The sequence below is a fragment of the Thioflexithrix psekupsensis genome, from assembly GCF_002149925.1.
In the GTDB taxonomy this organism is placed as follows: Bacteria; Pseudomonadota; Gammaproteobacteria; order Beggiatoales; family Beggiatoaceae; genus Thioflexithrix; species Thioflexithrix psekupsensis.
Genome location: NZ_MSLT01000006.1, coordinates 700,835 through 725,458 on the forward strand (window position 1 = coordinate 700,835; position 24,624 = coordinate 725,458).

Sequence of the window (24,624 nt, forward strand, 5' to 3'; positions counted from 1 at the left end):
TTGGCACTGGTCGTTATCGTCAAGTGGTTTTGACGTGAAACTGGTTTTTATGGAGTATTTTTAGGTTGTCATGACTGAATCGTTTACTCGTTTGCCGCGTCATATTGCCGTGATCATGGATGGAAATGGCCGCTGGGCAAAACAGCGGTTTTTGCCGCGTCATGTCGGGCATCAGGCAGGGGTAGAGGCGGTGCGTCGGACAATCCGTCGCTGTCGGGAATTGGGCATTGAGGCGTTGACTTTGTTTGCGTTTAGCAGTGAAAATTGGCGACGACCCGCACAAGAAGTTAATTTGCTAATGCAATTGTTCATGATGGCGTTACGCCGTGAAATGCAGGCATTACATCGTGGTGATGTGCGGTTGCAGGTGATTGGGGATCGGTCGGCTTTTGCGCCAGAATTGCAAGCCTTGATCGCTGAGGCGGAGTCTTTAACCAAGAATAACATGGGGTTATGTCTCAATGTGGCTGCTAATTACGGCGGGCAATGGGATGTGATTCAGGCTGTGCAACATTTGGCCACCCAAGTCGAACAAGGTCATTTGTACAGTGCCGAGATTACTCCAGAACACGTTGCCAAGCATTTGTGTTTAGCCGAGTTGCCTCAACCCGATTTGTTCATTCGCACCGGCGGTGAGCAGCGATTGAGTAATTTCTTATTATGGCAATTGGCTTATACCGAATTGTTTTTTTCAGAATTGTTGTGGCCAGATTTCGGTGAGGCTGAGTTAGACCGCGCTTTGGCTTTTTTTGCCAATCGACAACGTCGCTTCGGCCGCACCGGAGATCAGATTGAGCAGCAGTTGTGATTTTTTGTCTGAATCAGAATTTACAGAGTTAAAGAATAAATTATCTCGTTCCCACATGCCATGTGGGAACGCAGTTGCGGCGTGCCACGTCGAGTATCAACAAGAATAATAGTGTGGGTTCGTGACGCGGCGCGTCAGGACTGCATTCCCACATGGCATGTGGGAACGAGGAAAAAAATCAATTTTGAAAATTCAGAAATTCTGTAAATTCTGATTCAGACGATTGTTAAAATTCAAAAATTCCGTCAATTCATAAATCCAGACAAATCCCTTAACCGAGTTTAATTTTAAGTTATGCTGAAACGGCGACTACTGACCGCTGCACTGTTAATCATTTTGATTGTGTTGGAAATTCTGTATCTTAACTCAACCACCTTAGCGGTGATATTCGCCATCGTCGTGGCCTTGTCGGCTTGGGAGTGGGCAGGATTGTCGGGTTATTTGGCGCGGGCGCAGCGAATCGGTTATGTTGCTATTGTATTGTTTTTATTGATTTTAGTTTATAGCGCACATTCTTTTTGGCCAACAGCAATAACTGTTTTTCTGCTCTCTGCAGCGGTGTTGTGGTGGCTGATTGCCGCTTATTGGGTGCTACGCTATCAACAACAATGTGATCTTTTGCCGAATTCCTCACCTTTACGCGCTTGGTTGGGCGGGGTGGTCTTGATTCCTTCATGGCTCGCTGTGTATCAATTGCATCAGCAGTATGGGGAATATTGGGTTTTATTTTTATTTGTCCTGATTTGGGGAGCAGATACTGGGGCTTATGCCGCTGGACGTTTGTGGGGACGGCATAAATTGGCCAGTCACGTGAGTCCCGGTAAAACTTGGGAAGGATTCGCCGGTGCGCTGTTGGTGGGTGCATTGTTCGCTGGAGGTGCCGCTTATTTCTGGTTAGACGAATCGGAAGCCCTGTATCAGATTGGTTTTGTGCTGTTGTCTCTGGCCACTGTGGTGGTGTCGGTTTTGGGCGATCTGTTGGAAAGTTTGTTTAAACGCAAAGCCGGCGTGAAAGACAGTGGGCAAATTTTACCCGGACACGGTGGAATGTTAGATCGAATTGACAGTTTAACTTCGGCCGCGCCATTTTTTCTGGCGGGTTTACTTTTAATGGGAAGCCTCTCTTGATTGGAATTACCATTTTAGGTGCGACAGGCACTATCGGTTTAAATACCTTAGATGTGTTGGCACAGCATCCCGGACGATTTCGGGTGGTGGCTTTGACGGCACATCGTAACGTAGAACTTTTGTATCAACAATGTGTGCAGTGGCGACCGAGTTATGCGGTGCTGGTGGATGACACGGCCGCAGAACAGCTTGCGACGCGATTACGTCCCGTTGTGCCTGAAATTACCGTGTTATCTGGTGTGGCGGGTTTGGAAACGGTGGCACGTTTGCCCGAAGTGCAAATGGTGATGGCGGCGATTGTCGGGGCGGCGGGTTTGTTGCCTACCTTAGCGGCCGCAGAAGCCGGTAAACGGGTGTTGTTAGCCAATAAAGAAGCCTTAGTGATGTCGGGGCCTTTGTTTATGGCAGCGGTGGAACGACAACAGGCTGAATTACTCCCCATTGACAGTGAACATAATGCGGTTTTTCAATGTTTGCCCCATTCTCCCAGCACTCGCCCTGCCGATTTAGCCCGCCAAGGTATTTCCCGTATTATTTTAACCGCATCTGGCGGCCCCTTTCGTCAATGGTCACTTGATCGATTAGCCCAGGTGACTCCCGATCAAGCCTGCGCTCATCCCAATTGGAAAATGGGACGGAAAATTTCTGTCGATTCCGCCACGATGATGAATAAAGGTTTGGAAGTGATCGAGGCCTGTTGGTTGTTTTCAGCCAGCCCACAACACGTTGATGTGGTGTTGCATCCGCAGAGTGTGATTCATTCTTTAGTCGAATATGTGGATGGTTCTGTCTTAGCGCAGTTGGGGAATCCTGACATGCGTACGCCCATCGCTTATGCTTTGGCGTGGCCGGAACGGATGAGTGCGGGCGTGTCGGCCTTGGATTTGATCAAAGTCGCTCGCTTGGAGTTTGAAGCGGCTGATTGGGGACGTTTTCCTTGTTTGCGTTTGGCTTATGAAGCCATGGCGGCCGGGGGAACAACAACAGCCATTTTAAATGCTGCTAATGAAGTGGCAGTGGCTGAATTTTTGGCCGGGCGTTTACCGTTTACTGCGATTCCTCTGTTGATCGAAGCGACTTTGTCGCAGGTGTCTGGGCGAGTCGTGGATCATTTAGATACGATTTTGGCAGATGATGCCAAAGCCCGTGCTTTTGCAACCGAATGGATGGCGAATTACTAAATGTCACTGCTTTACATGATCATTGCGTTTTTGGTGGCTATCGGATTACTGGTGGCCGTGCATGAGTTTGGCCATTATTGGGTGGCACGGCGGTCTGGAGTGAAAATTTTATGTTTTTCCATTGGTTTTGGTCAGACCTTGTGGTCAAAGCGTTTTGGGACGGATCAGACTGAATTTGTAATTGCTGCGATTCCTTTGGGCGGTTATGTGAAAATGTTGGATGAGCGCGAAGCTCCCGTTGCCCCCGAAGAACAGCACCGGGCGTTTAATCGACAATCGCTTGGAGTGCGTTCGGCGATTGTGTTGGCGGGGCCGCTGTTTAATTTGGTGTTAGCCGTTTCGATTTACACTTTAGTTTACATGATAGGTCTGACCGGCACTAAAGCGGTGATCGGAGAAGTCACCCCAGGCGGTTTGGCTGAACAAGCAGGTTTTCGTTCGGGTTATCAAGTGGTTGCGGTAGATGGGCGAGAGGTATTGCGTTGGGAGAGTGTGATTCAGGCGACTTTATCCAAATTATTAGATCAAGAATTGATCGCTTATCGTGTTTTGGATAAAACTGGCACGGAGTCTTTATTGTATTTGGATATGCGCCATTTGACCTTGGATGACATCAGTGAGGGGCAGTTTTTTTCGGTGGCTGGATTTTGGCCGCGCTATCCGCCGTTGCCGGCGCAATTGGGAGAGGTAGTGGTTGGCAGTCCGGCGGCTGAAGCGGGTTTGCAAGTGGGTGATGTGATTGTGGCTGTGAATCATGAGCCAATTAGCACTTGGAAGCAGTGGTCAGGAGTGATTGCAGCGCATCCAGAATCTCCCATGTTAGTGCGAATACGACGCGGGGAGCAGTTGATCACTCTCACGGTGACTCCTGCTCGCACGGAGTCCGGAGAAGGACGGATCGGTGTGCGACCACAGCGGGCTGAAATTCCTGCCGAATATTTGATCACAGAGCGCCATGCCCCGTGGACGGCTTTGTGGTTGTCTTTGGAAAAAACAGTCGATTTAAGTGTGTTGACCTTGCGGGTGATGTATAAAATGCTGACCTTGCAATTGTCTACTCGTAACATTAGTGGCCCTATTACCATTGCTAATTATGCCGGTCAATCAGCGCAAACGGGTGTGATTTCGTTTTTAATGTTTTTGGGATTGATCAGTTTAAGTTTGGGGATTATTAATTTGCTGCCTATTCCGTTATTGGATGGGGGGCATTTGTTGTTATATTTTATTGAATGGGTTAAAGGCAGTCCTGTCTCAGAAACGGCTCAAGTGTGGTTGTATAAAATCGGTTTGACGTTTATTGTGCTGCTGATGACTTTGGCTATTTTTAATGATATTGATCGTTTTTTCCGCTAACTTTCTCAATATGCCTCTAGGTATGGACGAATAATGGCATCTTATCATCGTTTTTATTCTACTTTGGCGTGCTTTGGTGCGGCCTCGCGTTTTACGCCAAGTGTTCGGTTCGGTCGTTGGCTGGGGGCGGCTTTGCTGCTGGGTTTATCGGGACAGAATGTGACCGCGTTGGAATCTTTTGTGGTCGAAGATATTCGTTTGGAAGGCTTACGTCGTAATTCTCCCGGTACCGTGTTTAATTATTTGCCGGTGAATCGCGGCGATAAGTTTGATGCAGAATTGTCCGTATTGGCGATTAATCGTTTATTTAAAAGCGGTTTATTTCGAGATATTCAATTACAGCGCGATGGCAATGTATTAGTGGTGGTATTGGATGAACGTCCAGCCATTTCTTTTATTGAATTTAATGGTAATAAACAGCTTAAAACCGATGATTTGCGTCGTGCTTTACGGGGCGTAGGTTTTGCGGAAGGGCGCGTGTTCGACCGTTCTTTATTGGAACGTGTAGAACAAGAATTGCAGCGGCAATATTTTACCTTAGGTCGTTATGGGGTGTCGTTGCAATCAACGGTGACTCCTTTGGATCGCAATCGTGTGGCGGTGCAGATCGATATTCGAGAAGGGGAAGTGGCGCGCATTCAGCACATTAATCTGGTGGGAAATCGCGCTTTTGATGATGACACCTTATTGTCAGAGTTAAATTTAACCACCGGTGGTTGGTTTACTTTTCTCACCAATAGCGATCAATATTCTCGTCAAAAATTGGCCGGTGATTTGGAAACATTACGTTCTTATTATTTAGATCGGGGTTATATTAATTACAGTATTGATTCCACTCAAGTGTCCATTACGCCGGACAAAGAACATGTTTATATTACAATAAATATGACTGAAGGCGATCAATATCGTGTCAATGAGATACGTTTAGTCGGTAATTTGATCGCGCCTGAAGAGGAATTGTTGGGCTTGATGAAGGTGAAAAGCGGTGATGTGTTTTCGCGTAAGTCAGTGACCGCCAGCACGGAAGCAGTGACGGATCGTATTGGTCACGAAGGCTATGCCTTTGCTAATGTGAATCCTGTCCCAGACATTGATCCCGCTACGAAAACGATTAATCTTAGTTTGTTCATTGATCCCGGCAAACGGGTTTATGTGCGCAATATTAATTTTAGTGGAAATACTAGAACCCGTGATGAAGTGTTGCGGCGGGAAATGCGCCAAATGGAATCGGCGTGGATTTCCACCCAACACGTGAAACGCTCTCAAGAGCGGTTAGAGCGGTTAAATTATTTCGATAATGTCACCGTAGAAACCCAATTAGTTCCTAATCACAATGATTTAGTGGATTTAAATTATCGCGTGGTTGAGCGTCCTTCGGGGAATTTAATGGCGGGTGTGGGATTTTCGCAAAGTCAGGGTTTATTGTTTAATGCCAGTATTCAACAGGATAATTTTTTAGGCACGGGCAAACGGGTTGGATTTGCGTTTAATAACAGTAAGGTTAATACCGTTTATAATTTGTCCTATTTTAACCCATTTATCGATGTGGATGGAGTGAGTCGCGGTTACAATTTGTTTTATCGCACCACCGACGCGGAAGAAGCCAATCTCAGCCGTTACACAATGGATATTTATGGTTTAGGGGTTAATTATGGTATTCCGATCAGTGAATTTAACGATGTTCGCTTGGGTGGGGAGTACGATCACACCGAGTTGAAAACCACCAGTGAAAGCGCACAGGAAATTTTTGATTTTATTAGAGATAATGGGGAAAGTTACCACGCTTATCGTTTGGTGGCAGGCTGGTCGCGTGATACCAGAAATCGTTCTATTTTGCCCGATAGCGGCGTGATGCAATCTTTTTCGGCTCGAGTGGCTTTGCCATTGGGTGATTTAAAATATTATAAAGTCAGCTATCGTCACCAATGGTTGTATCCTCTTACCGAAAACTACACCCTATCGCTGGATGGAGAAGTGGCTTATGGAGATGGCTACGGCAGTACGCACAGTTTACCTTTCTTTGAAAATTATACCGCCGGCGGGCCGCGCAGTGTTCGCGGTTACGAAGACAATACGCTAGGCCCCAGAGATTCTCGTGGACGACCCTTTGGGGGGAATTTCAAAATGGTGGGCAATGCCGAAATTATTCTGCCCGTTCCTTTTGCTGAAAATGCCAAGTCATTCCGTTTGTCGGCGTTTGTGGATGTGGGAAATGTGTACGCTTCAATTGATGATTTTGAAGCCAGTGACTTGCGTTATACTGCGGGATTGGCGGCGTTGTGGGTGTCTCCGCTGGGTATGCTGACTTTTAGTTTAGCCAAACCCCTGAATAAAAAACCCGGTGATGAAACGCAAGCCTTCCAATTTTCCATTGGTACTACTTTTTAATGCGTTTTTCGTCAGGCGATTCCCCCACTCAAACCCATTGACACTATGTCAAAGAGAGCCAGAAAATGGTAAGCTGATGTTCAGCTAAAACCGAGAGTGGGGTGAGTCACTGCCCTTTTGTGATTTTTTGGCTTATTTTTCGGTTTTTATTAACAATGCTCGCCCATTGTAGGCGAGACGGGTGTCAACGTGCCTTTTCAGGTAGCAGACTATGGAGTCTCCATTGAAACATTATCGCCATTACCTCGCTGTCGCACTGCTGTGCCTGTCCACCGCCGCGACGGCTGCCGATGTTAAGATTGGCTTTGTCAATCCCGTCAAAGTCATGGATTCCGCCAAACAGGTAGAATCTGCCAATTCTCGTTTAGAACAAGAATTTGCGCCCAGACAACGACGTATCGTCAGCGCACAACAAGAAATTAAAAAGTTAGAAGAGCGTCTGTCACGAGACGGTGCCATTATGAGTGAAGATGAACAACGACGCATCAGCCGCGATGTTCTCTCCATGAAGCGCGATTTAAAACGCGAACAAGATGAATTCCGCGAAGATTACAACTTGCGTCGCAACGAAGAACTGGATAAGTTGCAAAAGAAAATTATTGAAGTGATTCAAGATGTCGCGCGTGAAGAGAACTACGATTTTATTCTGAGTGACGGCGTGGTTTGGGCCAGTGAACGAGTAGATATTACAGAGACGGTACTGCGTCGTTTGAACCGCTAATTTTACGAACGTTGGTTTCCACTATTTTCTGACATCACGCTCAAGATGCCCTGCCACCCATGACGGTTTCCATTGACCTTGGCGAATTGGCCAAACACATCGGCGCACGCTTAGAAGGCACAACGACGCAACAGCACGTTTCTGGGATTGCCTCGCTGGATCGCGCCACCTCAGAGCAGGTGAGCTTTTTTAGCAATCGCGCCTATCGCACGGAATTGCAGAAAACGCAAGCCGCCGCGGTCATCCTTAAAGATGATGATCGCGTGGATTGTCCTGTCGCGGTGTTGATTATGGATAATCCTTACTTGGGTTATGCGCGGGCTGCGGCGTGGTTTAACCCTGTGCCGCCTGTGGTGGCGGGCATTCATCCCAGTGCTGTAGTTGATGAAACCGCGATCATTGCTGCTTCGGCGTGTGTTGGTGCGAATGCGGTGATTGAAGCCCATGTTCAAGTGGGTGAGTGCAGTGTGGTTGGCCCTGGCTCTTGGCTACAAACTGGGGTGATCGTTGGGCAGCATTGCCGCTTAATCGCTAAAGTCAGTTTGTTGACCGGGACTTGTCTGGGGAATCGGGTGTGGGTTCATCCGGGCGCGGTGTTGGGAGCGGATGGTTTCGGTTTAGCCAATGATCGCGGAGTGTGGGTGAAAATTCCTCAACTCGGCGGGGTGCGTATCGGCGATGATGTGGAAATTGGCGCAAACACCACGATTGATCGCGGCGCATTGGGAGATACGGTGATTGAACACGGGGTAAAACTTGACAATCAAATTCAAATCGCTCATAACGTTCACATTGGCGCGCATACAGCCATTGCGGGCTGTGTCGGTATTGCGGGCAGTGCGCATATTGGTCAGCATTGTATGATTGCGGGTGGTGTGGGTATTGTTGGACACATCGAGATTGTCGATCATGTTCACATTACCGGTGGCTCAGTGGTGCTGCAATCGATTACCCAACCCGGTGTTTATTCCTCCGGCACCCCCTTGCAAACCAACGCAACATGGCATCGCAATTATCACCGTTTTAAACAGTTAGATGAATTGGCCAAACGTCTGCACGTTGTTGAGCGGAAAGTGGCGCAAACGTCTTGATATGATTTTTTTGAAACCTTTTATTTTTCTCTTCTCAGCCACTTGGCATTACCGCAGTATTGGGACTGGCGATTATGAACAGTATGGATATTAATGAAATATTTCAGCACCTGCCGCACCGTTATCCCTTTTTGTTGATTGATCGGGTGTTGGATTATTCGTTGGGTGTTTCCCTGACTGCGATCAAAAATGTGACTATTAATGAACCGTTTTTTCAGGGACATTTTCCCCATCGTCCGGTGATGCCGGGGGTGTTGGTGGTGGAGGCGATGGCACAAGCCACGGGCGTGTTGGCCTTTAAAACCAGCCAAGCTCGTCCAGATGACGATTCTTTATATTACTTAGTGGGCATTGACAATGCCCGTTTTAAGCAACCCGTAGAACCCGGTGATCAACTCTTGATCCAAGTCCAATTAACCCGCACCACCCGCGGCGTTTGGAAATATACCGCACAAGCCACCGTAGGTGATAAATTGGCCGCCAGCGCGGAATTAATGTGTATGAAAAGAGATTTGCCGAAAGTCAAAGATTCGCAACCGAGAGAGTCGCAAACTTGATCCATCCAACTGCGATTATTGATCCCAGTGCCGAATTAGACCCTTCTGTTGTGGTTGGCGCGTATAGTGTGATTGGTGCCGGTGTGCAAATCGGGGCTAATACTTGTATTGAACCACATGTGGTGATTAAAGGCCCTACTCGAATCGGCGCGGATAATCATATCTATCAATTTGCCTCGCTAGGCGATAATCCCCAAGATAAGAAGTATGCCGGTGAAGAAAATACATTTCTGGAAATCGGTGACCGTAATGAAATTAGAGAATACTGCACCATGAACCGTGGCACGGTACAAGGCGGCGGTATCACTAAAGTGGGCAATGACAATTGGATCATGGCTTATACCCATATTGCCCATGATTGTATTGTGGGAAATCATACGATTTTTGCCAATGGGGCTTCAGCCGCGGGTCACGTGCGCATTGATGATCATGTGATTTTGGGGGGATTTACGGGGATTCATCAATTTTGTTGGTTGGGTGCGCACAGTTTTATGGGGGCGGGGTCGATTATTTTTAAAGATGTCCCGCCTTACGTCATGGTGTGGGGCAACCGCGCTGAACCTTATGGAATCAATAAAGAAGGACTAAAACGGCGCGGTTTCGATAATGATACGATTGGCACTTTGCACCAGGCCTATAAACTGATTTATAAGAAAAATCTGACTACCCCTCAAGCCATTGAACAATTAACCCTGTTACAACAAGAAACCCACTGTGAAGCCTTGTTTCCTTTGGTAGAATTTTTACAACATTCTACTCGTGGGATTGTGCGTTAGACAATGAAAATTGCCATAGTGGCCGGCGAATTGTCTGGTGATGCTTTAGGTGCAGAATTAATCACGGCCTTGCGTGCGCGGTGTCCGGATGTGCAGGTGTCTGGAATCGGCGGCGAAGCGATGATCGCGCAGGGATTTGAATCATTCTATCCTTTGCGGGATTTGTCGGTGATGGGGTTGGTGGAGGTGATTCGCCACTATCCGCGTTTGCGTCGAATGCTGTATGCGCTACGGGATCGGTGGGTCAATGATCCGCCGGATGTGTTTATCGGCATTGATTCGCCGGATTTCAATCTGCGCTTGGCGCGTTTGCTGAAATTGCATGGCATTTCAACTGCGCATTATGTCAGTCCTAGCGTGTGGGCGTGGCGACGTTATCGTTTACGCGGTATTGCGCAAGCCTGCGATCTCATGTTGACTTTATTTCCCTTTGAAGCCCATTTTTATCGACAACACGGGATTCCCGTCGTTTACGTCGGCCATCCTTTGGCTGATCAAGTTCCCTTGCAAGTCGATGCAGAAATGAAACACGCAAAAAGTGCGTTGGGCTTTACCACAGAACAGCCTGTGGTGGCGTTGTTGCCCGGCAGTCGCTTGAGCGAAGTGAAGCAATTGGGACGGGTGTTGTTAGAGACGGCGGAAGAAATCAAACGTCAATGTAAAACAGCAGCTTTTGTTTTGCCCGCAGCCACCCCAGAGTTACACGATTTATTGTCTCAAAACGATTCGACGCAATTCAATGCCCTTTCCTTGACCTTGTTGCAGGGACAGTCGCGCCTTGCGTTGGCGGCTGCGGATGTGGTGGTGGTGGCTTCGGGAACGGCAACGTTGGAGGCGATGTTGTTGAAAAAACCCATGGTAGTGGCTTATCGTTTACATCCACTGACCTATTGGCTGGCAAGGCGTTTAGTGTCTGTTGATTGGGTATCGTTGCCCAATTTGTTGGCAAATACCGGCTTGGTGCCAGAGTATTTACAAGATCAAGCCACGCCACAACATCTCAGTCAAGCCGTGTTGCATTGGTTGCAGCATCCACAGCGTGTCGCTGAAATTAAACAACAATTTTTGTATCTGCACCAGCAATTACGCCAAAATGCCAGTGAACAAGCCGCTACGGCTATTTTTAATCATTTTAAGTTGGGAAAATTTTCTGCAAAACACCCTTGACATTCATCAAAAATACATCTAAACTGCGCTCCATTGTTTTGTTAATTCCCCTTAAACAGGGCGGATTGAGCGATTAACCCACGCCAGCAAAGCAAACGCAAACAGCACACCTTAGAAAATTTTCCACAGGTGTTGACTTTTGAAAAAAGCGGATGTAAAATGTCTGCTTATCCTACGATAAAGCGGGAATAGCTCAGTTGGTAGAGCATAACCTTGCCAAGGTTAGGGTCGCGAGTTCGAGTCTCGTTTCCCGCTCCACATTATCTTAACGATACAGATTTTCAATTGCACTTTAGAGTCCAGTCTGGAAACGATCATCAGACGAACACGCGGCTGAGTGGCAGAGTGGTTATGCAGCGGCCTGCAAAGCCGTGGACATCGGTTCGATTCCGGTCTCAGCCTCCATGCAGTTTTAAGAGAACGCTAAGATTAGGGTCGATTTTTGCGCATTAGTAAGATTTTTTGGTAGCCTCCCTGCCCGGGTGGCGGAATAGGTAGACGCAAGGGACTTAAACAATTTGAGCATCAGAGGCGAAATCCTCTGCATGAATGGAGTCAAATTCGGTGAACCCTACGGCATCATTGCATGGGAATACCGAGCTAAACCCTCAGTAGTTAACTCAGGGGAAGTGTAGAGACTAGACGGCTCCCGCCTGACTGTTATTTTTTCTAAATAGTAAAAGGTGAAGGTATAGTCCAGACCGCAAACGATCCCGATTGGATCGGTGGCGAAAGCCATAGCCGGTAAGAAAATCCCTCGGTGGTAACACCGTGCCGGTTCGACTCCGGCCCCGGGCACCATATCGTCACATTATTGTTAAAACGTTCGATAGTGATAGCACTCAACATCACCTTCATTCATCACACCTAAGCAGGGATGTCCCTGTGTCGGTTATACATTAGCATTGCCTTATGTATCAAGCACATTTCGGATTGACCGCTGCTCCTTTTTCTATCACGCCGGATCCACAGTACCTTTACTTGAGCGAGCCGCATCGTGAGGCTTTGGCACATCTATTATACGGCGTTAATGAAAGTCCCGGCTTTGTGCTGTTGACTGGAGAAGTCGGCACGGGAAAAACAACGTTGTGCCGCTGCTTGATTGAACAGTTGCCCAAACATGTGGATATTGCCTTGCTGCTCAATCCGCGGGTTTCTCCGTTGGAATTGTTGGCGGCTATTTTCGATGAATTACGTATTCACTATGATGTCGCTTTTACCCTCAAAGATTTTATTGATACCCTCAACGCCTATCTGCTCACGGCGCACACCGTTGGACGACGCACCGTCGTCATTCTCGACGAAGCACAGAATCTCTCCACCGAAGTATTAGAACAAGTCCGTTTATTAACCAATTTAGAAACCACTCAACAAAAATTATTACAAATTGTGTTGGTGGGACAGCCTGAATTGCAGAAAATTCTTAAACGCGATAATTTACGCCAACTGTCTCAACGCATCACAGCCCGTTACCACTTACTTCCCTTATCCCTGCGCGATACGCAAGCCTATATCAACCATCGTTTGGCGGTGGGGGGCGCGAGAGAACCGTTATTTACTAAGGGCGCGATGCGTAGGGTATTCCGAGAGTCAGGGGGCATTCCGCGTTTAATCAATATTATCTGTGATCGGGCGTTGTTGGGCGGCTATGTGAATAATCGCACCGTAATCGACGTGGGAATTGTGCGCAAAGCAGTACAGGAAGTCATGGGAACTTTGCCTTTGCGTTTTTGGGCAAAAGATGGGTTTTATGCCGGTTTAACAAGTTTACTGCTCACCGTGATGGTGGCTAGTGGTGGCGCATGGTGGTTATTTTCACCCCAAGCGGCTGCGTTTCGTCCTGAAATCACCTTATTTCCCGCCGCACTTTCTCCAAACACCCCCACCCCAGAACCTTTACCCGTAATAATACAACAAGAAGAACCCAATCCGCCCGCGACGATAGTGGAGGAAGCTCCCCCGACGACGGTTGTTGCTACTGAGTCGGTGGTTGACGCAGAATCCAGTGATTTCGTGCCACTGCCTCCTGACGGCAATACCCCCGCTGAACCTGACCCAGTGACAACGGATGAAACTCCCGCTGTCGCGCCTGCTCCCATGCCTTTAAAGCAGTTAATTGCCAGCGGTCAAGTGGATAGTAACACGGATACCGCTTTCGCCACCTTATTTGGTTTGTGGGGAGAGTCGTATCAACCGCGTAATAATGTGACGGCTTGTGAACGCGCCGCAGAAGTTGGTTTAGCTTGTCTTTATAAAACAGGAAGTTGGAATGATTTACGTTTGTACAACAGACCCGCGGTCATTGAGTTGGTCACTGGTGCCGGCGAACAACACCATGTTGTTGTTTTACAGTTGACAGAAGAACAAGCGGTATTAGATTTTGGCGGCAAACGGTATCATTTTGAATTAAAAGCGATTAACGAACATTGGCTAGGACAATTACTGTTATTCTGGCAACCCGCCGCAATGCCTATTCCTAAACTTCGCCCTGGTATGCGCGGCGATGCGGTGCTGTGGTTACGCCGGCGGTTGGCGGTATTAAATGGACAAAACCTTGATGAAGTGGTACTGTCCAATCGTTTTGATAATGAGCTGCGCAACCAAGTCCTCGCCTTCCAACAAAAACACCGTCTACAAATCGACGGTGTGGTAGGGGAAGAAACTCAATTGATGTTAGATGGTTTAGCGGGTCAGCCGCCGGTATTGATTCAACGCTAACTCGTCGGATTGTTCTGTGGAGGCAGTGCAGACTTTTTGTTGGCTTGACGAATACGTCGTAATCGCCACGATTGATTGACGTGTAACCGCCATAAAAACTGCACCGTGAAATAACCCAAAATGGCCGCCACCACGCTCATGACCAATGACCCCAGCAATAACGGCCACCAAATCTCATCCAAAATACTTAATATCCATTCTAAAGACAACTTAACACCAGCCGCCTCGAATTGCGGCGGCGTACCCAGTAGAAAACAACCCAAGCGATAGGAAAAATAAAAAATCGGCGGTATGGTAATCGGATTAGTGAGCCAAACCAGTGACACTGACAAGGGTAAATTAACCCGAAATAACACCGCTAATACCGCTGCCACAAGCATTTGCATGGGGACAGGCAAAAACGCACAGAACAAACCCACCGCCGCCGCCCCCGACAGAGAGTTACGATTAAAATGCCACAAATTGGGCTGATGCAACAATGTGCCGAGAAATTGTAGTTTAGGGTGGGTTTTAAATAAACTCGAATTCGGCAACCAGCGTTTAAAAAACTTTTTAGCCATAATATCCTTAAAAAAATAACAGGCGTGGCGGTTTTTCTTGTTCTAGCCAATCCCCGTCTTTGAGCGTTAAAAAATTGTTTATGCAACGCGCTATTCTAGCTTTTTTCTTAGGCGTTATCAGCGGACTTTACTTACCCGACTTATTGGCATGGCCGTGGATAGTGATCTTATTGGGAGTGGGTTTTCTCCTGTGTCGTTATGGTCGGTTTTCCATTCCGTTTTATTTCATATTGGGCTTGACGTATTTGACGATACAAGCTCACTTTCTGCTGTCATCCGAACTCCCCCCAGCGTGGCAATCCCAAGATGTAGTTTTACGTGGTCATATTACTGATTTACCGCAACAAACAGAATTGGGTTGGCAGTTTGATTTTCTCCCCTATCAAGCCCACAAACAACAGCAACCCTTTACCGCTCCACAACGGGTGCGTTTAACGTGGTATGGTAAAAATCTGCCTGATTTGCGACCAGGACAACATTGGCAATTGACTGTTCGGTTAAAACGTCCACGTGGCCTGAGCAATCCTGCGGGCTGGGATTATAGTGCCAGCTTGTTACAACAACGCATCCGTGCAACAGGTTATGTGCGCGCCGCAGAAGCACAGCCCTCGACGGATGTGAGATTTAGCATAGACAAAATTCGTGACCATTTAAAGCGGGTGCTGTGGCATTCCTTAGGAGAAAATGACACAGCCAGTCTGTTTGTGGCGTTGTTGCTGGGCGAGCGTCAGTTTATCACGGCAACACAGTGGAATACCTTGCAACATACGGGAACAGCCCATTTGATGGCTATTTCTGGCTTGCATATTAGTTTGGTGGTTTTTTTTGTATTTTATGTGGTTCGCTATTTGTGGACGTTATATCCACGTTTACCACTGTGGATACCCGCGCCAAAAGTGGCGGCATTATTGGCTTTATTAGCGGCTTTTTTCTATGCGTTATTGGCAGGTTGGAGTATTCCCACGCAACGTGCTTTTTTAATGACGGGTTTATTAACATTAGGCTATTTATTTTTGCGGCGATGGCAGGGCAGTCAAATTTTTTTCGTCGCTTTATTGGGTGTGTTGCTTTACGATCCATTTGCGCCATTGTCATTGGGATTTTGGTTGTCTTTTAGTGCGGTGGCTTTGCTGATTTATATTCATTCTGGCCGAATTTATACCCAAAAATCCATGACTTGGCGTGGAAAGATTTGGCTTTTTTCACGTAGCCAAATGGCGTTAATGTTGGGATTGGCACCGTTGTCTTTGAGTTTTTTTGGCTTTATTTCTCTTAGCAGTTTTATCGCTAATGCCATCGCTATTCCAACCATGATGTTTTATATTCCTATTGTGTTATTTTCAGGATTAATCACCTTAATTTGGTCTGAAGTGGGTTTGTTTCTCGGTGCTTATTCGCTGTATTTATTAGACGCATTATGGTGGTTATTAACTCAATTAGAATCACTCACGTGGAGCCATTGGCAAGGTATTCGTCCCAGTCCATGGGCGTTAGGTGCAGCGGTAGTGGGTGTGGTAGTGCTGTTATTGCCGCGAGCAATTGGATTACGTTTAGTTGGGATATTGTGGTTAGTGCCTCTGTTTTTTGTACCACATCCTGACACGCCCGCTTTTGGTCATTATTGGTTAAGTGTTTTAGATGTGGGACAAGGGTTGGCGGTGGTGGTGCAAACGCAGCATCATGTATTGGTTTACGACGCGGGGCCGCAGTTGCGCAGTGGTTTTAACGTGGGAGAACAGGTAGTTATCCCTTTTTTACAGCAACAAAGACAGCAAAAAGTAGATCGTTTGGTGATCAGTCACGACGATTCCGATCACAGTGGTGGGGCAATTCCGTTAATTCGTGCATTGCGGGTGGCGGAGGTTTATCACAGTGGGAGGGTGCGTTATGGGGACATGCCGCATCATCTTTGTATACGAGGGGATAGGTGGCAATGGGACGGGGTGCATTTTGAATTTTTACATCCTCCCGCCCACGGTGGCGGTAAAGATAAAAATGAGCGCAGTTGTGTGTTAAAAATTCATCACGCTCATGGCAGCACTTTATTAACGGGGGATATTCCAGCCCGCACAGAGGCTATTTTATTGCGACGGGCTGAACTTAAAGCCGCATTAAAAGCGGATATTTTAATTGCGCCGCATCACGGTAGCCATAATTCTTCCACATTACCTTTTATTCGAGCTGTTTCTCCGCAATGGGTTTTATTTTCTTCGGGTTATTTAAATCAATTTCATTTCCCTAGGGAAGAAGTCATCACTCGTTATCAATCTTTGCCTTCGGTTAAGCTGTTAAATACCGCAGAACAGGGCGCGTTATTATTGCGCATTAATGCCGATGGAATTCACAGCCAATATACGCGAGAACAGCAACGGCGATTTTGGCACGATTAATCTGATAATTTAACGTTTCTCATCACCGTGAAGCCACTTGATCATTGGGTAACACTTTAACCCAAGCGGCTTGTTTTTTGTCGTTGGATTTAAGTTTGAATAAGACACGTTGGCCAGCTTTGAGTGATTTTGCGTCTCCTTCGATGGCAGAAAAGTGAACAAAAATTTCTTCACTGCCGGCTTGGGGCTTAACAAAACCATAACCCGCTTTGGCATCAAACCAACGCACCACCCCTTGCTCATTGGCACTGGCGGTCAAGGGTGATAATAAGGCAAAAATTAAGCCTAATATTACAAAAAAAGGTTTCATTTTCTTAGTCATGGCAATTTCCTCAACAGTTGACTTTGAGGCCATCTTTCGCAAAGCCTATGCCGTTTAGTTCTTAACTAAGAAATTAATTGTAGGCATTGAATAAAGAAAAAAACCATTTGAATTCAATAAATTAACTAAAAATAAAGAGTTAATAATTTACGCAAGAGAAAAGCAGCTTGTTGGCTGTTAAACAGGATGCCATTTTAACGACAGGGGTTGACAAAAAACAAAAAAGCATAAAAAAGGGCATTCTTATGTATTTTAAGAATGCCCTTGCGTAACGTATTAGCGTTGAGACGATCTCATTATCGCCCAATGTGGTGATGTTGTACATAAGGGAAATTCCTTATTAAATAAATTTCCCCCTCTTGATAATCGACGGTTACGCCACAATCGCGTATCCTCTTAATTTTTATTTTATACGGAGATAATGCTATGCAAAAACTTAAATTCATCTGGACAATCGCGATCATGTGGGTTGTTTTATTGGGTTTCGGCGTTCCTGCTTACGCGGATGACACGGAATCTACAGCGGAGGAATGGTATGTGATTTTGGGGAGTTTTCCCTTAAATGACAAAGGGTTGGTAGGCGCGACCAAATTACGCGACAAACTGTTTGCTAAAGGTTTTGAAGCAGAAGAGATTATTTTGGGTGACAGTAATTTCTACGAAGGCTTAACAGCCAATCTTTATGTGGTCATAAGCCGTCCTTTTTCCGTGCGGGCAGAAGCTAACGCGTGGTCAAAACAAGACGATATTCGTGCAGTTGTGCCAGATGCTTATGTAAAAAAAGCCAAAGCCAACCCTGATTTAGTACGGTAGCTTATTGCATTTGAACGTTTAATAACAGTTCCAATTGCTGTAAACTGGGCAAGTAAGATTGCAAATCATTAGGAATATTTGGTAATGCTTCTTGTCCCAGTACAATAAAACTATTTAATTGATCATCCGTACGCAATTCGCAACGTTTCTTAATCAATAAACTGGCATCTAAAAAAGTGCTGGGTAACGCATTCAGATCAACGTTAGGCAAATCCACTTTAATATCCCCATCCAATCCCGTCTCAGAAGAAGCAGAAATAATGCTTTGATGTAAAAATAACGGCTGTCCACTAATCAGTAAAATTAATCCACCTTTACCGCCGCGAGCATCGGCTTTTAATTGACTGCTGTCTAAAATAATTTTATGAGGATTGCTAATGGCTAAATTACCGCCATTGCCTTGTCCACTGGTGACTGTCGCGCTAATATCACTGTGAAGCAGTGATAAAGCTTGTTGCGTATTGATAATAATATTTCCGCCATCGGCTTGACTGGTTTCTGTTGAAATCACACTGTGATTTAAATTCACTTGTTTGGCTAAAATGCTGATATTTCCCGCATCTCCCATGCCCGTACTTTCGGCAGAAATTTTTGCGCCATCTTCCAAAGTCAAGGCATTTTTTAACACCACATAAATATTGCCACCGCGCCCTGCGCCTGCGGTATTGTTCTCAATTCGCGTATTTTCTCCCGACAACACCAAATCGCAAGCCTGTACCGTGATGCGCCCTGCGTCGCCTGCACGGGCATCGTCGCTGCGAGAGCTGGCTTGGATTGCGGCTAAAATAAAAAATGGATTATTACTGGGGCGACTAATGACATGAATGCCTTGGCGCGCAGAAATATGAATATCGCCTCCGCGTCCGGTGCTAAAAGTATCAGTGCTAATGGTGCTATTTTCTAACTTTAATTCGCCGACGATTAACGTGATATTTCCCGCTTTACCGGCGACCACATCTTGAGGATTACGCGAGGTGGTTAAAATATCGCTGGTCGATAAATAAGCCTGATGCGTGACATGAATTTCAATATTGCCACTGCGACTGGGTCCAAAAGTACGGCTATCAATTCGCGCTCTATTGTCTAAAACAAATTCATCGGCAATAATAGAAATAATTCCACCTTCAATTAAACCATCGGTATTGGCAATAATTTCACTGTTATTTAACACAAATTGCCCACTGCGAATATAAATATTTCCCGCAATTTGTTTGCCCACATCTAATGTGCTATTTTCAGTAAAATGAACCGTGCCTGCTTGATAATCTGGACTGGTGGTAATTCCTTGTGCGTGATAGCTGATTTTTTCTGCTTTTTTTACCCCCACCAAATTAATCTGTCCAGCCACTGCGGTTAATTGCGCATTAATGCCTTCAATTCGTTCCGCACTGACATTCAGATGCTTATGCGGGGCTGAAAAAATTTGACTGCCTTTAAATTCAATGGCATGGCTCTCTGTGCCTAAAAAACCAAAAGCCACAGGCGGCGCACTACTCAACGCACTGGGTAAACCCAAATCACTGCTAAAAACTTGATTATCAGAGAAAAAAAGCTGATTTGCCGTACTTAGATGCAAATCACCATCAAGATGAATTTTGGCCTGTGGCCCAAAAAGAAAACCGTGCCGATTCAACAGGTAAAGATTGGCTTGAGCCATATCGACTTGCACCGTGCCATTAATTTGACTGGGATGCTCCCCCGTAATTCGTGCAATGACATTATCCACAGGATGAAGACTGGTAAAACGCGCACTTTCCCCTTCCGCCAAATCAAACTGTTGAAAACTATGAAATAAATTCTTACCCCATTGCTGTCCCCAGTGCGCATCAATGTGAAAATCAGGCCCCGCCAACTCCGTGATCGCGCCTAAACTGCCATCGGTGATGATTTGTGCCGATACAGAGTAAGAAGGCAGTAAACATACAAAGAGCAATCCATACGGATAAGCACAGTCATATAATTTTTTTGCCGCTTTTTCCCTCCATAAGAACATGTTTTATAACTCATTTCCAATTAACAGAAAAGAAGCCCAAAAAGCAGGGTGTTGATAACGAGATTGTTGTAATAAAAATTGTTGTGCCTGTTGTAAGGCTTGGGCTTTGGGGATATTTTGTTGTAAACGACGATAAAATTCACTGACTAATACTGAAGAGGCTTCATCATCAATAAACCACAATGTCGCTAACGCATTACGCGCCCCCGCTTTCAAAGCAATCCCCGCCAAACCCAACGCCGCTTGATCATCACCCACCGCGGTTTGACAGGCACTGAGGGTTAATAACTCCATGGGTTCATTGCGCAAATCACTTAACCGAATTAAACGCTCTAAACGATCCATGGTCAAATTCCCTTCATGCGTCAACAACCATGTTTGATCCGGATCATTACTAAACTGACCGTGCGACGCAATGTGGACGATGTCAAAATTTTGATGACGCAAGGCCTCAGAAAAATGTTTTTCCGTAAACTGCTCATTCAACAAGACCGTACTGGTTTGGGGATAAAGATGTTGAACGGCTTGAATTTCACTTAACACGTACGGCAACGCGCTATAGCCTTGTGTGGCCACGGATAAACCACTGAGTAACAGTGTCGGTGTCGATGATTCTCCGCTGGAAAACGGTGGCATCACACTTAAACTGAGTGCTACAATTATCGCGTAACGCTGAATTAAAAATTCCTGCCCTGTATGCAGAGCCGCTAGTGGAATGGTACGTAAAACACCATCAGGAATAAGTAATATAGTTTGTATTTGCTGTTCGCGCAACAAAGATTCCAATGGTTGAATTAACCAACGATATAGACGTTGCGCGTAGGGCAAAAATGCCAGCGTATTTCTCGTTTCCAACTCAAAACGAAATTCATTCAGCTCATCTTTTAACGTTTGCGCCGATAACGGCAAGGTCACTTGATGCAAACCATCTGGCAAACTTAACAACCATTCCAAACGATCCGCCAAAATAATAGGATATAAAATAGCCGTTTGCGCAGGACTGGCTTCACCCAAAGGCGTTAAATGGGCAGAAGCGGTTAGACAATCATCTTGAAAATAATCTTGTAATTCAGCGGTTTTCAATCGCTCAATAGTATCACGTGCTTCCAACAAACGAAACTTATCCGTATTCGGATCGGGTTGTAGTAACAAATCGGCCAATTCAAAATACAATCGTCCCGTCGTATCTCGAAACGACTGAAAACCATCTCGATAACCCAATGTTAAGGCTTGGCGCATGGGTTCTAATTGTTCAACGGCTTTGCGATAAGCGGCCAGTGCGGCTTCTCGCTGCTGTTGCTGACGAAACAGACGCGCCACCTGCCAATGCCAGCGGTAGGAAACTTCTAACGCATTGATTTGTTGAGCAAAAAAAATAGCTTGGCGCGTTGCTCTGAGCGCAGTGTCATATTCCCCATGTCGTTCGTAAACATAACCCAAATAACCCTGTACATAACTTTGTAAACGTGGAGAAGCCAAACGATCCGCAGCAGATTGAGCCTGTTGTAATAATTGCAGCACAAATGTTTTTCTTTTTTCATCAAACGGTTGCGGCACTTGTTCATACCAAGTTAGCAACAGTTCCACCATACTCAATAGGGCAGAAACCTGTGCCTGCGTCAATTCGACAGGGGATTTAGGAAGGCGATGCTGGACTTGTTGTAAGCGAGTGAAGAGCATCGTCCAATCTTGTTGACGAGAAGAAATACGTGCCAAGTTTATCAGAATACGCACTGCTAAAATGTCATCACCACTTTGCTCTGCCAAACCCAGAGCCTGACGATAACTCGCCTCTGCGGCCACATAATGGGCTTCAACACTCTGCACATTGCCCAAATTATTAAGCAATGTTGCGTGCAACAACGGAGGGAAATTTTCAGGTAATTGGGACAAACTGTGTTCAGCGGCTTCGCGGGCTTGTCGATCCAAACGCAGCGACAAGGCCAAATCACTGCGCGAATGGTATAACAAACGACGGCGCAGATCATCTGTATCCCGCAAAGGATTAAGTACGGTTTCAGCCTGCTGCAAGGTGTCCTGCGCCATTCGCAAATGTCCTACGGAATGATATGCCGCCGCCAATTGCAACAAGCGATCAAAACGCGCTTGTGCAGTCAAATCAGGGCGCGCCAGTTCTCGCTGCCAATGGCTGATCGGTTCTACGTCATCAACGGCCATTAGCCAAGCGGGAATGACCGCAATACTTATTGCAGTACATAACACGCAAAATTTTAACACGTTAGAAAGTAACACAGAGTACATTATTCAAGCCATTGGCGATTTTTTAGAAAACAAAAAATCTTATTATACGTGATTTTTCAACGAAGAATCCCATTTAAAAATCTATTAATGTGTCAATTGAATTTGATACAAACGGGCATAATGACCTTTTTTGAGCAATAATTCTGCATGTGTCCCCATTTCCACGATATTGCCTTGATCCATCACCACAATTTTATCCGCATCAATAATGGTCGATAAACGATGTGCAATAATGATCGTGGTGCAATGAGAAGGCAATTGTCGTAATGCCCGCTGTACTTGCTGTTCTGAATGGGTGTCTAATGCGGCGGTGGCTTCGTCGAAAATTAAAATGGGCGCACGTTTTAATAACGCCCGCGCAATCGCTAAACGTTGCCGTTGTCCCCCCGACAATTTCACCCCACGCTCCCCCACCATTGTGGCAAAACCTTCGGGTAATTCCATAATAAAATCATAAGCATACGCCAATTTTGCCGCATCCACTATTGCAGAAAAATCAACCCCGCTCATTTCCCCATAAGCAATATTTGCCGCGACCGTATCATTAAATAAAATAATTTCCTGACTCACCAAAGCCATATTCGCTCTTAATTCAGCAATATTAAATTCCTGAATAGAACGCCCATCTAAACATAAATCTCCCTGCTTAATGTCATAAAAACGCGGCAATAATTGGGCTAAAGTGCTTTTACCACTGCCCGACGCGCCCACAATCGCCACCGTTTCTCCCGCACCAATCGATAAAGATAACTGTTGTAAAGCCGCTTTTTCTTGTCCTGAATAATGGAAAGTCACCTGTTTAAATTCAATCTCTCCCCGCAAACGCGGAATAGCGGATGAAATGGTTTGTGATTTTTCGATTTCAGCCACTTGATCAATTAATTCAAATACACTTTGCGCCGCGGCTAAACCCTGTTGAATCTGCTCATTGACTTTAGTCAAACGCTTTACCGGCGCAAATAACATTCCCATCGCCGTAAATAAAGAAACAAATCCCCCCACACTGATCATATCTTGCGTCGATTGCTGTGCGGCAATATAAATAATCACTGCTAAAGCCACCGTAATTAATAACTGCACAATAAAAACACTTAACCCATTGGTCAGTTGGTTTTTAACTTCTAAACGGCGCACTTGATTACTGGTTTCATTAAAACGGGCTTGTTCATATTTTTTCCCACCAAATATTTTAACTAATTTATGTCCTGCAATCGCTTCTTCTAAAATTCGAGTTAAATCCCCCATCGTCTCTTGTAAAGTCATATTAAAACCGCGCAATTGACGACTGACATAACGCACCACAATAATAATAAATGGCACCACCGAGAAAATAATTAAAGACAACATCCAATTTAAATAAAACATCCATGCCAATAAACCAATAATTGCCAAACTATCGCGCACAATAATAATTAAAGAATCCGTCGCCGCCGCCATCACCCGATTCACATCATAAGTCACTTTGGATAATAATACACCCGCGGACTGATCATCAAAAGTGGTCGTGGGCAAAGTCAAAATTTTTTCAAACATCAACCCGCGCAAATCCATCACCAAACGCGTCGCAATCCACGCCATCCCCACCGAACTGGCTAAAGTCGCCAAGCCACGTATCACCATTAAAATAATCAATAACAAAGGAATTAAGCCGATCATTTGCGCATCTTGCGCCACAAAACCATCGTCTAATAACGGTTGTAATAACGCAGGCAATAACGGTTCAGTGATCGCCATTATCACCATTGCAAAAATCGTTAAAACAAAAATTATTCGATACGGTTTAATATGACGCAATAAACGCCAGTATAAAATAGAGCTATTCATGGATTTTTATTATCAATAAAATAAACGATGATTTATAACACAAAATAAATTAACTGAAAAATCAGAGACTTAATTTTTAAGCCGAACGCAAAAAACACAGAATAAAATATTTTTTGCTTATATAAGAAAATTATTGCTTGCTTATATAAGTAGCTTACGATAATCTTATGCTCAATACAGCGGGATGTTGCTGCTGTAGGTGAAGATTGACCGACGAAGTCGGTGTGTGTCTGGACGGCGAACCAACGACGGATAAGGTGTGAATGGTGGTGTTGCTGGTTTGGCGTTTGTTGGCATACGCAGTCTTGTTCGTGTCTCGCCAATTGGTGGAAATTTAGGGTGTCATCAGTTGGGTAGGTTAGCTTCTTCATCCTCTCTCTCCCCGGGCTCAGGGAGCGAGGTCTTTCGTAGCCTTCTCTTTAGGTTGGACTTGAAGAGAAGGTTTTTTTTGCGCACCGCTTTTTTCGTATAACATTCGCTTATCCGCAACAAATCATCTATGATTTTCGCTAATCCCCAAGATGATTATTTTACACGATTTGTTGCTTGAGCAGGTATGGGCTTTGCCCCCT

18 protein-coding genes and 2 tRNA genes are annotated in these 24,624 nt (G+C 45.6%); 15 read left to right on the plus strand and 5 right to left on the minus strand.

The features are described 5' to 3' along the window. Positions 1 to 70: 70 nt before the first annotated feature. The 13 genes from TPSD3_RS04260 to TPSD3_RS17440 all read left to right on the plus strand — a co-directional run bounded on the left by TPSD3_RS04260 (position 71) and on the right by TPSD3_RS17440 (position 13,888). On the plus strand, positions 71 to 808 hold the full coding sequence (locus TPSD3_RS04260; protein WP_086487333.1) for an undecaprenyl pyrophosphate synthase: 738 nt from the start codon (positions 71 to 73) through the stop codon (positions 806 to 808). 294 nt (positions 809 to 1,102) lie between these two features. Further along, the gene (locus TPSD3_RS04265) at positions 1,103 to 1,936 is read left to right on the plus strand and encodes a phosphatidate cytidylyltransferase (RefSeq protein ID WP_086487334.1); all 834 of its coding nucleotides are present in this window, start codon (positions 1,103 to 1,105) and stop codon (positions 1,934 to 1,936) included. Beyond that, a complete protein-coding gene (gene ispC, locus TPSD3_RS04270; protein WP_086487335.1) occupies positions 1,933 to 3,117 on the plus strand; it encodes a 1-deoxy-D-xylulose-5-phosphate reductoisomerase in 1,185 nt (394 codons plus the stop codon). Before TPSD3_RS04265 ends, ispC begins: the two co-directional genes overlap by 4 nt. Beyond that, complete coding sequence (rseP, locus tag TPSD3_RS04275) at positions 3,118 to 4,470, plus strand: RIP metalloprotease RseP (RefSeq protein WP_086487336.1); 1,353 nt, start codon at positions 3,118 to 3,120, stop codon at positions 4,468 to 4,470. A 33-nt stretch (positions 4,471 to 4,503) separates the two neighbouring features. Continuing rightward, positions 4,504 to 6,858, plus strand: a complete 2,355-nt coding sequence (gene bamA / locus TPSD3_RS04280; protein ID WP_086487337.1) for an outer membrane protein assembly factor BamA — start codon at positions 4,504 to 4,506, stop codon at positions 6,856 to 6,858. 211 nt (positions 6,859 to 7,069) lie between these two features. After that, on the plus strand, positions 7,070 to 7,579 hold the full coding sequence (locus TPSD3_RS04285) for an OmpH/Skp family outer membrane protein (RefSeq protein WP_086487338.1): 510 nt from the start codon (positions 7,070 to 7,072) through the stop codon (positions 7,577 to 7,579). A 59-nt stretch (positions 7,580 to 7,638) separates the two neighbouring features. After that, a complete protein-coding gene (gene lpxD, locus TPSD3_RS04290) occupies positions 7,639 to 8,670 on the plus strand; it encodes a UDP-3-O-(3-hydroxymyristoyl)glucosamine N-acyltransferase (RefSeq protein ID WP_086487339.1) in 1,032 nt (343 codons plus the stop codon). Positions 8,671 to 8,744: 74 nt separating this feature from the next. Next, positions 8,745 to 9,227, plus strand: a complete 483-nt coding sequence (gene fabZ, locus TPSD3_RS04295) for a 3-hydroxyacyl-ACP dehydratase FabZ (protein WP_086487340.1) — start codon at positions 8,745 to 8,747, stop codon at positions 9,225 to 9,227. Continuing rightward, positions 9,224 to 10,003, plus strand: coding sequence for an acyl-ACP--UDP-N-acetylglucosamine O-acyltransferase (gene lpxA / locus TPSD3_RS04300; RefSeq protein ID WP_086487341.1), 780 nt, complete (start codon positions 9,224 to 9,226; stop codon positions 10,001 to 10,003). Before fabZ ends, lpxA begins: the two co-directional genes overlap by 4 nt. Before the next feature lie 3 nt (positions 10,004 to 10,006). After that, on the plus strand, positions 10,007 to 11,170 hold the full coding sequence (gene lpxB / locus TPSD3_RS04305; protein ID WP_086487342.1) for a lipid-A-disaccharide synthase: 1,164 nt from the start codon (positions 10,007 to 10,009) through the stop codon (positions 11,168 to 11,170). A gap of 182 nt (positions 11,171 to 11,352) precedes the next feature. Continuing rightward, positions 11,353 to 11,428, plus strand: a tRNA-Gly gene (locus TPSD3_RS04310). Positions 11,429 to 11,501: 73 nt separating this feature from the next. Continuing rightward, positions 11,502 to 11,575: transfer RNA gene (locus tag TPSD3_RS04315), tRNA-Cys, on the plus strand. A gap of 507 nt (positions 11,576 to 12,082) precedes the next feature. Further along, positions 12,083 to 13,888: an AAA family ATPase gene (locus TPSD3_RS17440; protein WP_176329718.1), complete on the plus strand. Its 1,806-nt coding sequence runs from the start codon at positions 12,083 to 12,085 to the stop codon at positions 13,886 to 13,888. Here TPSD3_RS17440 and TPSD3_RS04325 read toward each other — a convergent pair. Beyond that, positions 13,885 to 14,448, minus strand: coding sequence for a DUF2062 domain-containing protein (locus tag TPSD3_RS04325; RefSeq protein ID WP_086487343.1), 564 nt, complete (start codon positions 14,446 to 14,448; stop codon positions 13,885 to 13,887). The two genes, TPSD3_RS17440 and TPSD3_RS04325, sit on opposite strands and share 4 nt — an antisense overlap. Positions 14,449 to 14,528: 80 nt before the next feature. Here TPSD3_RS04325 and TPSD3_RS04330 point away from each other — a divergent pair, with 80 nt between their 5' ends. Further along, positions 14,529 to 16,838, plus strand: a complete 2,310-nt coding sequence (locus TPSD3_RS04330) for a DNA internalization-related competence protein ComEC/Rec2 (protein ID WP_140048475.1) — start codon at positions 14,529 to 14,531, stop codon at positions 16,836 to 16,838. A gap of 22 nt (positions 16,839 to 16,860) precedes the next feature. Here the strand turns inward: TPSD3_RS04330 and TPSD3_RS04335 are convergent, their stop codons facing one another. Then, positions 16,861 to 17,160 (minus strand): cold shock domain-containing protein, encoded by a 300-nt coding sequence (locus tag TPSD3_RS04335; RefSeq protein ID WP_425353082.1) that lies wholly within the window; start codon positions 17,158 to 17,160, stop codon positions 16,861 to 16,863. Positions 17,161 to 17,622: 462 nt separating this feature from the next. On the opposite strand from TPSD3_RS04335, the gene TPSD3_RS04340 reads away from it, so the two are divergent. Further along, positions 17,623 to 17,973 (plus strand): SPOR domain-containing protein, encoded by a 351-nt coding sequence (locus tag TPSD3_RS04340; RefSeq protein ID WP_140048476.1) that lies wholly within the window; start codon positions 17,623 to 17,625, stop codon positions 17,971 to 17,973. A 1-nt stretch (position 17,974) separates the two neighbouring features. Here TPSD3_RS04340 and TPSD3_RS04345 read toward each other — a convergent pair whose 3' ends face one another. The 3 genes from TPSD3_RS04345 to msbA all read right to left on the minus strand — a co-directional run bounded on the left by TPSD3_RS04345 (position 17,975) and on the right by msbA (position 24,052). Continuing rightward, positions 17,975 to 19,966: a two-partner secretion domain-containing protein gene (locus TPSD3_RS04345; RefSeq protein ID WP_086487346.1), complete on the minus strand. Its 1,992-nt coding sequence runs from the start codon at positions 19,964 to 19,966 to the stop codon at positions 17,975 to 17,977. Positions 19,967 to 19,969: 3 nt separating this feature from the next. Then, positions 19,970 to 22,228, minus strand: coding sequence for a CHAT domain-containing protein (locus TPSD3_RS04350; protein WP_086487347.1), 2,259 nt, complete (start codon positions 22,226 to 22,228; stop codon positions 19,970 to 19,972). A gap of 84 nt (positions 22,229 to 22,312) precedes the next feature. Further along, positions 22,313 to 24,052, minus strand: a complete 1,740-nt coding sequence (gene msbA / locus TPSD3_RS04355) for a lipid A export permease/ATP-binding protein MsbA (protein WP_086487348.1) — start codon at positions 24,050 to 24,052, stop codon at positions 22,313 to 22,315. Between the last annotated feature and the right edge of the window lie 572 nt (positions 24,053 to 24,624).